The organism is Streptomyces sp. NPDC001502 (assembly GCF_042894785.1).
GTDB lineage: Bacteria > Actinomycetota > Actinomycetes > Streptomycetales > Streptomycetaceae > Streptomyces > Streptomyces kutzneri.
This window is the reverse complement of record NZ_JBIAVW010000003.1, coordinates 245,173-259,753: the sequence shown is the minus strand read 5'-3', so window position 1 is coordinate 259,753 and position 14,581 is coordinate 245,173. Positions and strand designations below refer to the sequence as shown.

Annotated in this window: 12 protein-coding genes; 5 read left to right on the top strand and 7 right to left on the bottom strand. The window is 73.6% G+C overall.

The genetic code is table 11. From position 1 onward, the window contains the following. Positions 1–4: 4 nt before the first annotated feature. Positions 5–2,182, bottom strand: coding sequence for a SpoIIE family protein phosphatase (locus ACFY0D_RS06000; protein ID WP_390797188.1), 2,178 nt, complete (start codon positions 2,180–2,182; stop codon positions 5–7). 88 nt (positions 2,183–2,270) lie between these two features. Beyond that, the gene (locus ACFY0D_RS05995; RefSeq protein ID WP_390797187.1) at positions 2,271–2,630 is read right to left on the bottom strand and encodes an MmcQ/YjbR family DNA-binding protein; all 360 of its coding nucleotides are present in this window, start codon (positions 2,628–2,630) and stop codon (positions 2,271–2,273) included. Positions 2,631–2,734: 104 nt separating this feature from the next. Here ACFY0D_RS05995 and ACFY0D_RS05990 point away from each other — a divergent pair, with 104 nt between their 5' ends. Together ACFY0D_RS05990 and ACFY0D_RS05985 are read left to right on the top strand one after the other, a co-directional pair. Then, on the top strand, positions 2,735–4,867 hold the full coding sequence (locus ACFY0D_RS05990; protein WP_390797186.1) for a DUF4139 domain-containing protein: 2,133 nt from the start codon (positions 2,735–2,737) through the stop codon (positions 4,865–4,867). Between the two features lie 8 nt (positions 4,868–4,875). After that, positions 4,876–6,441 carry a DUF4139 domain-containing protein gene (locus tag ACFY0D_RS05985; protein WP_390797185.1) on the top strand — a complete coding sequence of 522 codons (1,566 nt, stop codon included), beginning with the start codon at positions 4,876–4,878 and terminating at the stop codon, positions 6,439–6,441. 134 nt (positions 6,442–6,575) lie between these two features. Here ACFY0D_RS05985 and ACFY0D_RS05980 read toward each other — a convergent pair whose 3' ends face one another. Further along, positions 6,576–7,226, bottom strand: a complete 651-nt coding sequence (locus tag ACFY0D_RS05980) for a TetR/AcrR family transcriptional regulator (RefSeq protein WP_390797184.1) — start codon at positions 7,224–7,226, stop codon at positions 6,576–6,578. Positions 7,227–7,386: 160 nt separating this feature from the next. Between ACFY0D_RS05980 and ACFY0D_RS05975 the strand changes: the two genes are divergently transcribed. Continuing rightward, positions 7,387–8,433: a medium chain dehydrogenase/reductase family protein gene (locus ACFY0D_RS05975; protein WP_390797183.1), complete on the top strand. Its 1,047-nt coding sequence runs from the start codon at positions 7,387–7,389 to the stop codon at positions 8,431–8,433. Between the two features lie 53 nt (positions 8,434–8,486). Here ACFY0D_RS05975 and ACFY0D_RS05970 read toward each other — a convergent pair whose 3' ends face one another. Continuing rightward, complete coding sequence (locus tag ACFY0D_RS05970) at positions 8,487–10,046, bottom strand: alpha/beta hydrolase (RefSeq protein WP_390797182.1); 1,560 nt, start codon at positions 10,044–10,046, stop codon at positions 8,487–8,489. Between the two features lie 260 nt (positions 10,047–10,306). Between ACFY0D_RS05970 and ACFY0D_RS05965 the strand changes: the two genes are divergently transcribed. Then, positions 10,307–11,368 carry a PI-PLC domain-containing protein gene (locus ACFY0D_RS05965; protein ID WP_390797181.1) on the top strand — a complete coding sequence of 354 codons (1,062 nt, stop codon included), beginning with the start codon at positions 10,307–10,309 and terminating at the stop codon, positions 11,366–11,368. A gap of 64 nt (positions 11,369–11,432) precedes the next feature. Here ACFY0D_RS05965 and ACFY0D_RS05960 read toward each other — a convergent pair whose 3' ends face one another. Together ACFY0D_RS05960 and ACFY0D_RS05955 are read right to left on the bottom strand one after the other, a co-directional pair. Then, entirely contained in the window at positions 11,433–11,714 is a 282-nt protein-coding gene (locus tag ACFY0D_RS05960; RefSeq protein ID WP_390797180.1) for a WhiB family transcriptional regulator, read from the bottom strand. A gap of 47 nt (positions 11,715–11,761) precedes the next feature. After that, positions 11,762–12,850 carry a mechanosensitive ion channel family protein gene (locus tag ACFY0D_RS05955; RefSeq protein ID WP_390797179.1) on the bottom strand — a complete coding sequence of 363 codons (1,089 nt, stop codon included), beginning with the start codon at positions 12,848–12,850 and terminating at the stop codon, positions 11,762–11,764. Between the two features lie 135 nt (positions 12,851–12,985). Here ACFY0D_RS05955 and ACFY0D_RS05950 point away from each other — a divergent pair, with 135 nt between their 5' ends. Then, positions 12,986–13,462, top strand: coding sequence for an ATP-binding protein (locus ACFY0D_RS05950; RefSeq protein ID WP_390797178.1), 477 nt, complete (start codon positions 12,986–12,988; stop codon positions 13,460–13,462). Positions 13,463–13,548: 86 nt separating this feature from the next. Here the strand turns inward: ACFY0D_RS05950 and ACFY0D_RS05945 are convergent, their stop codons facing one another. Beyond that, positions 13,549–14,475, bottom strand: a complete 927-nt coding sequence (locus ACFY0D_RS05945) for a SigB/SigF/SigG family RNA polymerase sigma factor (protein WP_390797177.1) — start codon at positions 14,473–14,475, stop codon at positions 13,549–13,551. Positions 14,476–14,581: the final 106 nt, after the last annotated feature.

Below are 14,581 nucleotides of genomic sequence, written 5' to 3'. Positions count from 1 at the left end.
TGGTTCAGAGGAGGTGCGGAACCGTGGAGGGTACCGGGCCCTCGGTGCGCAGCAGCAGGAGGGCGATGTCGTCGGGGCGGGGGCCGTCGCGGTGGGCGTGCTCGATGAGTTCGTCCGCCAGGTCACCGAGCGGGTGGTGCTCGGGGGCGCCGCCGATCAGGGCCGCGACCGCGCCGATGGCGTCCTCGATGTCCCGGCCGGGGGCCTCGACGAGCCCGTCGGTGTAGAGGGCGAGGAGGGTGCCGGGGCTGAAGGGGACCTCGACGGCGGTGTACGAGGCCCCTGGCTCGATGCCCAGGAGGAGTCCGGCCGGCAGGTTCAGCATCTCGGTCGTCCCGCCGGGGTGGCGCAGCAGGGGCGGCGGGTGGCCGGCGGAGGCCAGGCGGACGGTGTGGCCGGCGAGGTCGATGTGGGCGTACAGGCAGCTGGTGAACAGCCCGGGTTCGAGGTCGGTCAGGAGCCGGTTGGTGCGGGCGAGGACCTCCTCCGGGGGTGCGCCGGCGCCCGCGTGGACGGCGGTGCGGACCTGGCCCATGAGGGCGGCGGCATTCACGTTGTGGCCCTGGACGTCCCCGATGGCCGCCGCGACGGTGGTGTCGTCGATGCGGATGAGGTCGTAGAAGTCGCCACCGATCTCCAGGCCGTACGCGGCCGGGCGGTAGCGGGCGGCCACGTCGAGGCGGGGGACGCGGGGCAGGGTGTGGGGCAGGAGGCCGGTCTGCAGGCTGCGGGCGAGCTGGTAGGTGGCGTCGTAGAGGCGGGCGCGGTCCAGGGCCTGCGCGATGAGCCCGGCGATCGAGGTCAGGACGGCGCGCTCGCCGGGGGCGAAGACGCGGGGGTGCCCGTAGGCGAGGACGAGGGAGCCGATGGGGCGGTTGGAGGCGATCAGGGGCAGGAACGCCCAGGCGGCCATGCCGTCCTCGACCACCGCGTCGGGGTGGGCGGCCAGGAGCTCGCCCACGTCGCCGAAGAACAGGGGGGTGGAGGTGTGCAGGATGTGGGTGATGGCGGTGTCGGCTGAGACGGGGGTGCCGTCGAGTTCCGCGAGGTGTTCGGCGGAGTATCCGCGGTGGCCGACGATCCGCACCCGCCCGTCCTGCTCGGCCAGCAGGGCCAGGGCGTGGGCTCCCAGTGAGGGAACGATCTGGTCCGCGGCCTTCTCCACGACGTCCTGCGCGTGGGCGGCCTCGGTGAGGGTGACGGCCAGCAGCATGAGCGGGTAGAGCGCGGTGGCCCGGCTGGGTGCGGACTGCTCGGGGTCCGTCGGCGGGAGGGGGGCCGGGGAGCCGGCCCGGTCGCCGACCGTGGTGATGCGGACGCTGATGCCGGTGTTGTCCGGGTAGAGCTCGAAGTAGAGCTGCTGTCCGGTGGGGCGTTCGGCGGTGAAGCTCCGGGGCAGTCGGCTCATCGCGGTGGCCCGGTAGTGGTTCTCGATGGCGGGGGTGTCCATCCAGGGAAGGGCCTCCCAGGGCAGGGCTCCGAGCAGCCCGGAGACGGGCGCGCCGAGCAGGTCGGCCGCCTCCTGGGTGATGAAGGTGATGGTGCCGTTCAGGTCGAGTGCGCAGTTGCCTCCGGGGAGACGCCGGACGAAGGCCATGGTGGCCGCAGCCTCGGCCGGGCCCGGTGTGGGTGAGGGGAGCGGTCGCAGGATGATCGGATACGGTGGCGGCCGCAGCGGCAGGCCGTCGCGGGCGGCACGCCGCAGGATGCGCGCCAGGCGGCTGCGGGCCGATTCCAGGGCCGTGCGCTCCTGCTCGTCGAGGTCGGGCCGGTGCGAGCCGGGCCACAGGAACACCAGGCCGGCCCCGGTGGACTCGGGGGCCCCGTCGGCGGCTTCCCCGGTCAGGGGGGCGGCGGCGAGCGCGAAGTCGTAGGGGAGGACGAGGCCGAGACGCGGATAGCGGCGGGCCGTGTCCTCCTGGCCGCGGAGCCAGACGAGCCGGCCCTCACGGACCGCGTCGGCCACCGGAATGGGGTCGTCCAGGGCGACCCGCGACCAGGGTGCCGCGAACTCTCGGGAGAGCCCGGAGGCCAGCATCAGGTGCAGTACGCGCCGGGTGGGGTCGGGGTCGGGCAGGTAGAGCATGCCGATGGACGCTCCCGCGTCGGCACAGGCCCCGACCAGTGCCTCTCTCAGCGCACGCCGGTCGGCCTGCTGATCACGCCCCGGAACGTTTCGCACCTGACCATGGTCTCTCCATATCCCCCCTCCCGTCGGCACCCGCCCGTCCCGGCGAGCCCGTACGCCGATGGCGGCCTCGCTCAGGGCCTCAGGACGGTCCCGGGGGCCCGAGGTCGGGGTGGTCCTTGAGCAGGCCGGGCGGAGCGGCCTGGCGCCAGGAGTCGACGACGATGGCACGCAGCTCGTCGGTGTCGTCGAGGGCCGCCAGGCGGGCCCGTACCCAGGCGAAGGACGCCTCGTGGTCCGCGACCCAGAACTTCCCGGGCTCGGCGCGGACCAGCTCGTCGCGTTCCTCCTTGGGGCAGCGGACGGCCAGCGACGTCCCGTCGTCGGGCAGGGTCAGGAACATCTTCCCGGCGACCCGGAAGGTGGGCATGGCCCAGGCTTCCTTCTCGGTCGTCTCCGGGAGGGCGAGGGCGATTTCGCGGACTTCGTCGGACGTGCACACACCCTGACCGTACGACAGGCCACTGACATCGGGTCTCGGCACGGACGCGCGGGCCGCTCGGGCGTAGGCTTCGACCGGCACGGACGCATCGGGGGGCGGAGTACATGACGGCAGAGACAGCACAGCGGTGGAGTTCGGCCCTCGATTCGGTCGTGGTGTACGCGCAGGGCGCGGTCTGCCGCCGGCTGGTCCGGGGCACCATGCCGGCGGACGGGCGGGTGCGCGTGACGGGGTTGCCCCGCTCGCTGGACCCGGGCTCGCTGCGGGCGAGTGTGCTGGGCGCCCGCGGGGTGCGCGTGACCGAGGCCCGGGTGGAGGTCGAGGCCGAGCCGCGCAGCGCCGGCGCACCCGACGCCTTGCGGCGCGAGGTCGAACGCCTGCGCGACGAATACGCCGCGGCGCAGGGCCGCCGGGACCGGCAGCGGGTGCTGATCGACGAGGTCAGGGCCCTGCGGCCGGTGCCCCCGGCTCCTGATCCCGAGGCCCCGCCCCGCCGCACCCCGGTCGACGCGTGGCTGGAGCTCGCCGACTTCACCGAAGGGCGGCTGACGGGGCTGCACGCCCGCCTCGTGGAGCTGGAGGACGCGCTGCGCCTCGTCGGGCACGAGCTCGGCGTCGCCGCGGACCGGCTGGCCCGCGCCTCCACCGATGTTCCGCAGGCGCACGTGGAGACCACGGTCTCCGCGCTCCTGACGCTCGATGCCACGGGTGACGCCGACGGCGATGCCGAGGGTGTTGCCGGGGAGGTCGAGCTGGAGTTGGAGTACGGGGTTCCGGGCGCCGTCTGGGTGCCGGCGTACCGGCTCACGCACCGTCAGGGCGACGGCGACGGCCGTCTGGTGCTGCGCGCGTCGGTCGCCCAGCGCACCGGCGAGGACTGGACCGGTGTGCGCATCGCGCTGGCCACCGCCGACCTGCGGCGCCGCACCGACCTGCCGAAGCTCCGTTCGGTCCGGATCGGGCGCCGACAGCCCGCCCCCGCGCCGTCCGGCTGGCGCGAGCCTCCGGCGGGTCTCGCCGACCTGTTCGCCGGCTACGAGGCGGCCGGCCCCCGCCGCCCGGCCCCGACCGTCGTCCCCCCGGCCGTCAGGGCCGGCTCCGCGTCCGGTCCCGTACCGCCGCCCCCGCCCCCGCCGCCGCCACCCGCCCCGGCGGCCGCGGCCGCGCCGCAGGGATACGGCGCGCTCCCGGTGCCGGGCGGCGTGTACGGCGCCGCCCCGGACGGCGTCGGCGGCGCGCTGCCCGCATTCGCCCAGCCGGCCCGCCCGCGGCCGGCAGGCAGGCCGCGGGGCGGCGGCACGGGCTTCGGCGGGGCCCCTGCTCCCGCGGCTCCCGCGGCCCCCGGCCGGGCCGCTCCCCCGGCGCCCGCGTCGGCTCCGGCGCCGGAACCGGTGGCCGGTCCGCCGCAGCCGAGCGGCGCCGAACTCGACTACGCCGCCCTCGTCCTGTGCGGCCCCGCCGAGCCGGGCGCTCGCAGGGGCCGGCTGTTCGCGGACTCCCCCGCCGACCCGGTGGCGGCCGAACACCGCCGCCGCGCCGAGGCGGTGGGCGGGCTGCCGCTGCCCGGGCACGCCGTGCGGCCCCGTGAGTCGGCGGGTTCCTTCGACCACCGCTTCGATGCCGCCGCCCGCGCCGACATTCCGTCGGACGGCACCTGGCACACCGTCACCGTCGGGGAGATCCCGGTCGGTCTGCGCACCGAGTACGTCTGCGTGCCGTCCGTGGAGCAGACCGTGTACGCGACGCTGGTGCTCTCCAACGCCACCGGCCAGGCGCTGCTGGCCGGCCCGGTGGAGGTCTCCGTCGGTGAGGACTTCCTGCTGACCGCCGCGCTGCCCACGCTCGCCCCCGGCGGGGTCCGCCGGGTGGGGCTCGGACCCGCCGAGGGCGTCCGGGTCACCCGTCGTACGAACCTGCGCGAGTCGACCTCGGGCCTGCGCAACAACACCACGGTGCTCGACCAGCAGGTCCACGTGGAACTGGCCAACCGGCTCGCCGGACCCGTCACCGTCGAGGTCCACGAGCGGGTGCCCGTCACCTCCGATCCGGATGTCCGGATCGAGGAGCGCGCCGGCTGGACGACACCCGAGGACGGCGCCGGGCCGGAACACCACGCCCCGGGCACCCGCGTCTGGCGGGTGGACCTGCCCGCCGGGGGGACCACCGCCCTCGACGGCGGCTACGAGATCCGCATCCCGGCCGGCAAGGCCCTGGTCGGCGGCAACCGCAGGAGCTGACACCCATCATGTCCACGGCCCCGAAGCCGATCGCCCTTCCCGTCACCGCCGTCACCTGCCTGGAGGACCGCGCCCACATCGAGCGCGCCGTCGTGCTGGACCTGGAGGCGGGGGTCCAGCGGCTGCGGCTCGGTCCGGTCAGCGCGCTGGCCGTCGACCGCACCCTGCACGCCGAGCTGGCCGCCGAGCACCCGGCCACCGTGCTCGACGTACGGATCGTCCGCAGCTGGGAGCCGCGCGGACCGCTGCCGTCCGCCGACGAGGACTCCGCCCTGCGCCTGCGCGTGCACGTCCTCGAAGAGGAGCAGCTCGCCCTGGGGCAGCGGCGCGATCGGCTGCACGCCCGGCTCGACGTGCTCGGCCGGCTCGCCGCCGATCTGCTGCGGGAGATCGGCGAGGGCGCCGGTTCCGGGGAGACCGACGGGCCCCGCTGGGCCCGCGAGATGGACCGGGTGGACGGCGAGCGCGATACGTACGGTGAGCAACTGCGCGCCGTCGACGCCCGGTTGGCCGCCCTCGCCGTCGAACTCGGGGAGACCCGGCAGGCCATGGACCGCTCCGAGACCGAGCCCGCCGAGCTGGTCGGTCATATCGAGCTGACCGTGGACAGCGCGGCCGCCGGTCCGGTCCGGCTGCGCCTGAGCCACCTCACCCCGTGCGCGCTGTGGCGGCCCGCCTACCGGGCCGTCCTGGACGGGGACGCGCTGACGCTGGAAACCGACGCGATGGTCTGGCAGCGCACCGGCGAGGACTGGTCCGGCGTACGGCTGACCCTGTCGACGGCCCGGTCGGCGCTGGCCACCGAGCCCCCGCGGCTGGACGAGGACCGTCTCACGCTGGGTGACCGCACGGCGGCGGAGCGCCGGACGGTCGACGTCGAACTGCGCGAGGAGGAGATCGGGGACCTCGGTCCGGCGGCCCCGGTGCTCGGCCTGCCCGGGGTGGACGACGGGGGCGAGGCGCGGGTGCTGCACTCCCCCGTACCGGTCTCCGTACGCGGGGACGGCCGCGCCCACCGGGTGCCGCTGTCCTCTTTCAGCACGGCCGCGAGCAGCGAGTACGCCTGCTCCCCCGAGCTGTCCCCGCTGGTCACCCGGGTGGTTTCCTTCGACAACCGGTCCGGCCACGCACTGCTGGCGGGTCCCGTGGACCTGGTCCGCGGCAGCGGGTTCAGCGGCCGCGGCACGCTGGATTTCACCGCCCCGGGGGCTCCGGTCGAGCTGGCCTTCGGCAGCTGCGACGACCACAGGGTGGTCCGGTATGCCGAGGAGTCCCGCGACTCGGCCGGATTCACCCAGCGGACGGTGGTGACCCGCACGGTCCGGCTGCACCTGTCCCGGTTCTCCGCTCCCGGGGACCACGGCGAACGGGTGGTCGTCGTCCGGGAGCGGATCCCGGTTTCCGAGGTCTCGGCGGTGGAGGTGCGCCTGCGCAAGGAGGCCTGCTCGCCGGCGCCGGACGCGGTCGATTCCGAGGGCATCGCCCGCTGGGACGTCGCGCTCGCCCCGGGCGGCCGGCGGACGGTCACCCTGGTCTACGAGCTGTCGGCGAGCGCCAAGGTCACCGGGCTGTGAGCGCGGCGGTGCCCGTGACCGACGGCCACCGGCAGTCCCTCTGGACGCTGTTGCGGGAACTCGACGCCGCGGCGACGCCGAGTTCCCACGCGAGGAGTCGGCTCGACCGGTTCTTGTTCTGGATCTGACGCGGCTCAGGGCGTCACGAGGCGGTCGACCTCGGCGTCGAAGAGCAGGGCCGGGTCCAGGCCCATGCCGGTGAAGTGGCCCGCCAGTTCCAGTGACAGCACGCCGTGCAGGCGGCTCCAGAACGTCAGGGCCAGGTGCAGCGCCGACGGCGGGGCGTCCGGGTGGCTGCCGGCCCATGCGCGGTGCGCGGCCAGGTGGTCCTCGAAGGCGTGCGGCTCCGTGTCCGGGGTGGCGCAGGCGTCCAGCAGGACGGACATCAGTTCCGAGGCGATCGCGGTGACGTCCGGCGGCGCGTGGTATCCGGGCACCGGGGTGCCGTAGACGAGGAAGTAGCGGTGCGGGTCCGCCAGAGCCCAGCGGCGCAGCACGTGCGCCAGCCCGGGAAGGCCGGGCCGGCCCGCTCCCCCGTCGGCGGCGGCGATGAAGGCGTCGGCGAGGCTTCGGTAGGCGTCGCGGATGAGTTCGGTGATCAGCTCGTCGCGGTTGGCGAAGTACCGGTAGAGCGCCGGTCCGCTCATGCCCATCTGTTTGGCGATCGCATTGAGGGAGAGCGCGGAGGCGCCGGAGCCGGCGATCTGCTGCCAGGCCTTCTCCTTGACCTCCTCACGCACCTGCTGCCGGTACCGCTCCCGTGGGGTCTTCGTACTGCCCGTCATGCCCGCCGCCTCTCACCGCTCGCCCTTCACCACCCGGTGAGTTAGAGGCTATCACCATCGGCATATCCACTCACGATCGGATGGGCCGCTCCCTTGACATCGGCGAGATAGGCGATCACTCTTGTTACAGCTTCTAACGAACACGAGATGCAGAAACCCCATGGAGGTCATGATGACGAACACCGTCGAGCGGGTCGAGGTCGTTCTGCCGGGCAAGGTCGAGCCGGAGGGCCTGCAGTTCCACCGCGGCCCCGTCCCGGTCCCGGCGGCCGGCCAGGTGGTCGTCGCCATGGAGGCGACGGGCGTGTCCTTCGCCGAGCAGCAGATGCGGCGCGGCCGGTACTACGACCAGCCGCCGTTCCCCTTCGTCCCCGGATACGACCTGGTCGGCACGGTGCTGGCCGTGGGCGAGGGCGTCGGCTCCGCGCTGCTCGGCAAGCGGGTCGCCGCCCTGACGAAGACCGGAGGCTGGGCGAGCCACGTCGCGCTCACCGCCGCCGACGTGGTGGAGGTACCGGAGGGCGTCAGCCCGGTGGATGCGGAGACCGCAGTGGTCAACGGCATCACCGCCTGGCAGATGCTCCACCGCAAGGCCCGGGTGCGCTCCGGCCAGACCGTCCTGGTCCACGGCGCGAACGGCGGTGTCGGCTCGATCCTGGTCCAGCTGGCGCTGGCCGCGGGCGCCCAGGTGATCGGCACCGCCTCCACACGCCACCACGACGCGCTGCGCGCGCTCGGCGTCACCCCCATCGACTACCGCTCCGGGAACGTGCCCGCACGGGTACGGGCCCTCGCCCCCCGCGGAGTGGACGCGGTGTTCGACCACGTGGGCGGCGACGGCATCCTCGATTCCTGGCGGCTCCTGGCCCCCGGCGGCACGCTCGTCTCCTACGGCAGCGCCGCCACCCGCGACGACGAGGGCTCCGGCTCGTGGCCGGTGCTCAAGCTGCTCGGCCGGGTGTGGGTGTGGAACGCGCTGCCCAACGGCCGCCGCGCGTACTTCTTCAACGTGTGGGCCGGGCGCGCCTACGCCAAGGACCGCTTCCGGGCACGCCTGCGCTCCGACCTCACCCGGGTGTTCACGGCCCTCCAGCACGGCGAGATCACCGCCAAGGTCGCGGCCGAGATCCCGCTGGCCCGCGCCGCCGAGGCGATGCGCCTCGCCGAGTCCGGCACGGTCGCCGGGAAGGTCGTCCTCGTCCCGTGACCCGGCCGCCGGGCACGTCAGGCGAGCGGGGCACGTCAGGCGAACGGGGCACGTCAGGAGAAGGGGAGCCGGTCCGGCTGGCAGGTCGTGCCGGGCGGCGGGAGCGTGCCGTCGATGAAGTAGCGGCTCTCGTAGGTGTTGATGCAGGTGCTCGAATTGTTGAAGAGTGCTGTGTGGCCGTACCCGTTGTTCGTGAGCAGCCGGGCGTCGGCCAGCTCCTCGGCCATGGCCTGGGCGTCCGAGTGGGGTGTCGAGGGGTCGTACGTGGTACCGACCACCAGGACGGGGTTCGCCGTGGGCTTGTTCCACGGGCCGTCGTACCGGTTGGCGGCCCGGGCCGGCCAGGTGGCGCAGGGCTCACCGGCCCAGGTCCAATAGCGTCCGGCATCGCCGGCGCGCTGGGCGCTGTCCTCCTCCAGACCGTGGTAGACGGCCGGGTCGCTCGGGTTGGGGCTGTCGCCGCACCACACGGCTCCCGCCTGTTCGTCACCCAGGTACGGACTCGGGTTCGCGACCGGGGGCGGGGGCGGGTACTGAGCCGGCTTCGGGGCGCGGCCCTGCCAGAGCTCCTGGAGGCGGCCGGCGAGATCGGTCCAGCCGGGGTGGACTATGTAGAGGCTGTTGACCGCGTTGGCAACGGTGTTGGCGTACGTCCACGGACCCACCGGGTGCTCGCGCAGGCGCCCCATCAGCTGGTCGAACTTGTCGCGGGTGGCTTCCGGGCTGCCGGCCGAGAAGGCGCAGCGGGCGGTGGTGGCCGATCCGCAGAGGTCGAGGAACTTGTCGAGGGTCGCCGCCGCGGTACGGTCCGAGCCCATGCGCAGGAGGGTCGTGGTCCGGGGTTCGCTCGTCGAGGCGTTGTTCGTCCACGCCAGCGGGTCGATGTTGCTGTCGAGGACCATGGCGCGGACCTTGTCGGGGAACAGGTTGGCGTAGGTGGCGCCGAGGATCGTGCCGTAGGAGACGCCGAGGTAGTTGAGCTGCGGCTCCCCCACGGCCCGGCGCAGCAGGTCGAGGTCCTGGGCGGTGTCGGCGGTCGAGACGTGGCGCAGGAGGTCCGGGTCGCGCTTCTCGCAGCGGCGGCCCAGGTCCTCGTACGCGTCGATCCAGGTCGTGCGCTCCTTCTCGCCCACCGGGAAGCCGCCCGGCTTGCCCGCCCCCCAGGCCTGGGCCTCCTCGGGGCTGTCGAAGCAGTTCACCGCGGTGCTGTTGCCGATGCCCCTGGGGTCCCAGCTGACGATGTCGAACCGCTCGCGCAGATCCTTCGGGAAGGAGTCGTAGTTCTGCGGCACCTGCACCGTCCCGGGGCCGCCGGGTCCGCCGGGGTTGACGAACAGGGTGCCGATGCGCTTCGCGGGGTCGCCCGCCTTCCGGCGGACGACGGCCAGGTCGATGGTGCGGCCGGCGGGGGCCGCGTGGTCCAGCGGCACCTTGGCGGTGGCGCAGTCGTACGGGCTGCCGGGTTTGCAGGGGCTCCAGTCCAGCCGGGGGACGGTCTGCGAGGGTGGGGGCGAGGGCTCCGCCCGGGCCGCGGCGAGTTCCGGTGCGACGAGCATCGAGGAGCAGACCGCCGCCACGACGAGGGCTGCCGCGCACCGGCGGCGACCGGACATCGGTCGGGGTGCGCGTCGGGCCCCGGGTGCGGGTCCAGGCACAAGTCCAGGTGAAGGTGCAGGTGCAGGCATCGCTCCGCCCTCCTCCGGCACGCCGGGGGCGTGGTGCGGCGACCGGTGCCGTGGCACCGGTACGCGCCGCCGGGTCATGCTTCAACCAAACCTCGATTCGCCGACGTGCGCGAGCCCGGCCCTCCGGACCACAGCCGGCCGCGTCCGCAGGGGGGCGGATCCACGGCCCGCGCGCTATCCTCCGCGCCATGCCGATTGACATGGACATGCGATTACGGGTGCGGTCGCGCGCCCTGGTGTGCCTCCTCCTGCTGGCCCTCCTGGGCACGGTGACCACAGCGGCCGCCTCGCCCCGGACCGCGGCCCCCGCCGCGGCCACGGCCGCCAAGGCCGCTCCGACCACCGCGAGCTCGGCCGCCGCGGCCGCCCGCTGGGGCGACCGGCGGCTCGACGAGGCCGCCTTCCTGACCACCCACAACGCCTTCACCAACTACGAGGACTCCCGCTGGAGCTCGGTGAACCAGTCCGAGTCCGTACGCGCCCAGCTCGACAACGGCGTGCGCGGCCTGAGCCTGGACACGCACTGGTACGAACGCAGCACCTGGCTGTGCATCATCAGCTTCGGCAGCGACTGCTACCCCAGCGACGTGTACCTGTGCCACGGCGACTGCAAGACCTTCGCCGGAGCCACGTACGCCCTGCCGCGGCAGACCTTCCACGGCACGATGCAGACCGTGGTGGACTTCCTCGCCGCCCATCCGCAGGAGGTCGTGACCGTCTTCCTGGAGGACTACGTCGGCGCCGATCAGCTGCAGGCGTCCCTCGGCCGGGTCAGGGGGCTGCAGGACATGGTGTTCCGGCCCGACGAGTGGGGCGTACGACAGCACGGCTGGCCCAAGGTGGCCGACCTGGTCACCTCCGGCAAACGGCTGCTGATCTTCTCCGACCGGTCCGACCGGGAGCACCTGGGCGTCATGTACGACAAGTCCTGGACCGTGAGCAACTTCTGGAGCCTCGGTGACCTGGGCAACGACCTCTCGTGCGTCAGCCGCTGGTCCGACGTGCCGCTCGACCGCCAGGAGCCCGGATTCCGGCGCCTGTTCACGATGAGCCACCACCGCAACGTGCCCACCGTCCTCACGGCGGCCCTGGACAACGGCGCCAAGCTGCGCGGCCGCATCGCCGAGCAGTGCCGGTCGGCCACCGGGGGCCGCGACCCGAACTTCGTCTCCGTCGACTTCCACCGCCTGTCGGACGGCAGCGGCCACACGCCCGCGTCGATCGTCGCGGAACTGGGCGCGCGCCCCTGACCGGTTCGCCGGTGGCCCTGCCGGCCGGGTGGACCGCCGCGTACGGCGCGGCGCACCCGGCCGGTCAGCCCGCCTTGCGCGCGCCCAGCGCCCGTCGCTCGTCCTCGGTCAGTCCGCCCCACACCCCGTACGGCTCCTGCACGCGCAGCGCGTGGCTCAGGCACTGCGCCCGCACCGGGCACAGCGCGCAGACCTCCTTGGCCTCCTGCTCCCGCACGGAACGCTCCTCGCCGCGCTCCCCCGCCGGGTGGAAGAACCGGTCCGTACCGAGCGCCCGGCACGCCGCGTCCTCCTGCCACTGCCACAGGTGCTCCGCACGGCCCGGCAGGTGTGCCACCTTCGGCATGTCCCGACTCCTCTCCTCGGCTTTGCGCATGTCTTCGGACTCCTCCCTCACGCGTCTGACCCGGGTGCCCGTTTCGAAACACCGTCCGCGTACTCCGACGGGACGGCGGCCGCGGACGTGGAGACCCGCGGCAGGGCGTACGGGTGCTTCTCGGCCAGCCAGGCGACGAGCTGTTCCCGTACCGTGCAGCGGGCGGTCCACAGGTCGTCCGCGTCCTTCGCGGTGACGATCGCCCGCACCACGATGGCGCTGGGCGTCGTGTCGGTGACCGCCAGGTCCCAGCCCCGGCCGTCCCACACCTCGCAGCCGTCCAGGATCTCCTTGAGCTTCTCGCGCATCAGCGGGACGGGGGTGGTGTGGTCGCAGTGCAGGAAGACCGTGCCGGTCATCTGGATCCCGCCGCGCGACCAGTTCTCGAAGGGCCGCCCGGTGAAGTACGAGACGGGCATGGTGATCCGGCGTTCGTCCCAGGTGCGCACGGCCAGGAAGGTGAGCGTGATCTCCTCGACCACACCCCACTCGCCGGCCACCACGACCGTGTCGCCGATCCGCACCATGTCGCCGAAGGCGATCTGGAATCCGGCGAAGAGGTTGCCGAGAGTGGACTGCGCGGCCACGCCCGCGACGATGCCGATGATCCCGGCCGAGGCCAGCAGCGAGGTCCCGACGGCGCGGAGGCCGGGGAGGGTCAGCAGCATCGCGGCGGCGGCCACCACGGCGACCACGGCGGTGACGATCCTCATGATCAGCGTCACCTGGGTACGGACCCTGCGCACGCGGGACGGGTCGCGCGTGCCGAGCGCGTAGCGGGCGTACGAGGACTCGACCACGGCGGAGGTGACGAGGACGACGCACCACGCGCTCGCACCGATCAGTACGAGCGTCAGGATTCTGCCCACGGCCGTCTCGTGCTCCTGCAGTGGCTGCCATGCGATCTGCCGGTACACGGCGCGCAGCACCGTCGCGAACAGCAGGACCCGTACCGAGGTGCGGCAGCGGCGCAGCATGTTCCAGAGCGGCGTCTCGGGGTGGCGGGCGCCCGCGCGCCGCAGCAGCAGGTCGGTGAGCTTGCCTGCGACGAGGGTGAGCACGATCGCGCCGCCCAGGACGGCCGGGACTTGAAGAAGGCTGTTCATGACTCCTCTGGATGGGGCTCGGGGACGGGTCCCGTCGCACGTGCCCGGCCCCTGTGTGGACAAACAGGGCGTCCGTTCCGCGATGGCGGGTACAAGCGACCACGACACGACAGCCGAGGACGAGGTGAGTGCGCAGTGCAGACCATCGGACCGGACACCGGCGGGCCCGTACCGGACGCACGGGGGCCGGCCTTCCCCCAGCTCCGCCGGCTCGCCCTGCGCGACGCCTTCCGGCAGGTCGCCCGGGGCCGCCGATTCACCCGAGAGGCGCTGGAGGACTGGGGGTGGGACGGTCAGGACACCGCCGAGGACGCGGTCCTGGTCGTGTCGGAACTCGTCACCAACGCCAAGCTGCACGCCGGCGGCTGCCACGAGCTCAGGCTCCGCGCCGGGGACGTGTTCCGCATCGAGGTGTACGACGGCCACGGAGGGCTCCCGCGACCGCTGCCCGCCGTGCGTCCTGGCCGTCCGGGCCGCCCGGGCGGGCACGGCCTGCGCCTGGTACACCGGATCGCCGACCGCTGGGGCGTCCAGGCGGTCGGGCGCGGCAAGGTCGTCTGGGCCGAGATCGACGCCGAACGCCTGCGGACGGGCCGACCCGGGCACGCCTGAACCCGACGGCCGGTGGGCCGGTCGGGCGGGTTCGGGCGTGCCCGCGTCGGGCGTTCGCGTCGGGCGCTTCGAGCCAGGTGTCCCGGTCAGGCGTGCAGCAGCTCCGCGCGCAGGGAGCCAAGCGTGCGGGTGAGCACACGGGAGACCTGCATCTGGGAGAGGCCGATCTCCTCGCCGATCTCCGCCTGGGTCATCTCCTGGCCGAAGCGCAGCTCCAGGATCTGGGTGGAGCGCTCGTCCAGGTCGGCGAGCAGCGGCGCGAGGGCGTGCCGGTCCTCGACCGCCTCCAGGGCGGGGTCGATGTCACCCATGGTCTCGGCGAGGCTGCGCGCGGTCCGGGCGGCCGTGGACACCTGGCTGCCGCCGGCGGGACCGTCCTGGGGTACGTCGAGGGACTGCGTGGAGTAGCCGTTGGCCGCGACCAGGCCCTGGCGGACCTCGTCCTCGGTGAGGTCCAGCCGCTCGGCGAGTTCCGAGGGGGTGGGCGCGTGGTCCGTCTCGGCGGTCAGCTCCTCCGTGGCCTTCGCGAGCTCCAGGCGCAGCTCCTGGAGGCGGCGCGGCACGCGTACGGCCCAGGTGGTGTCCCGGAAGTGGCGCTTGATCTCGCCCGTGATGTAGGGCAGGGCGAGCGTGGTGAGCTGGGTGTTGCGCTCGGGGTCGTAGCGGTCGATGGCCTTGATCAGTCCGATGATGCCGACCTGGATGATGTCCTCGTTCTCGGGGCCGCCGGGGCGGTCGCGGAACGGGCGTGCGGCGAACTGCACCAGTGAGATGTTCATCTCGATCAGGGTGTTGCGCACGTACTGGTACTCGCGGGTCCCCTCTTCGAGGCTCTGCAGCCGTTCGAAGAAGACGCGGGTCAGCTCCCGGGCGTCGCGGGTCGACAGTTCCCGGGGGCAGGGCACGTCCGGCAGCCCGCCGAGTGCGGGGGCTTCGCCGGTACCACCGCCGGGGGTGGCCGTCGTCGGGATCGTCGTCGGGGTCATGGCCTCGGCCTTGGCCGTGAAGGTCATCGTCTTCGCTCCTTGGGCACGTGTGCTTGCGGTGCGGTGCGTCGCTCGATAGCTCTGGTCATGCGGAACTCTGCTTCCGCTTCCCCTGCACCCTGTCGGGGCCGGA

What these genes read in the sequence shown, in the direction of transcription:
- ACFY0D_RS05990 (WP_390797186.1), top strand. Translation starts at nt 2,735, where the DNA reads ATGACGGCAGAGACAGCACAGCGGTGGAGTTCGGCCCTCGATTCGGTC.
- ACFY0D_RS05985 (WP_390797185.1), top strand. Translation starts at nt 4,876, where the DNA reads ATGTCCACGGCCCCGAAGCCGATCGCCCTTCCCGTCACCGCCGTCACC.
- ACFY0D_RS05980 (WP_390797184.1), bottom strand. Translation starts at nt 7,226, where the DNA reads ATGACGGGCAGTACGAAGACCCCACGGGAGCGGTACCGGCAGCAGGTG.
- ACFY0D_RS05975 (WP_390797183.1), top strand. Translation starts at nt 7,387, where the DNA reads ATGGAGGTCATGATGACGAACACCGTCGAGCGGGTCGAGGTCGTTCTG.
- ACFY0D_RS05970 (WP_390797182.1), bottom strand. Translation starts at nt 10,046, where the DNA reads ATGTCCGGTCGCCGCCGGTGCGCGGCAGCCCTCGTCGTGGCGGCGGTC.
- ACFY0D_RS05965 (WP_390797181.1), top strand. Translation starts at nt 10,307, where the DNA reads ATGCCGATTGACATGGACATGCGATTACGGGTGCGGTCGCGCGCCCTG.
- ACFY0D_RS05960 (WP_390797180.1), bottom strand. Translation starts at nt 11,714, where the DNA reads ATGCCGAAGGTGGCACACCTGCCGGGCCGTGCGGAGCACCTGTGGCAG.
- ACFY0D_RS05955 (WP_390797179.1), bottom strand. Translation starts at nt 12,850, where the DNA reads ATGAACAGCCTTCTTCAAGTCCCGGCCGTCCTGGGCGGCGCGATCGTG.
- ACFY0D_RS05945 (WP_390797177.1), bottom strand. Translation starts at nt 14,475, where the DNA reads ATGACCTTCACGGCCAAGGCCGAGGCCATGACCCCGACGACGATCCCG.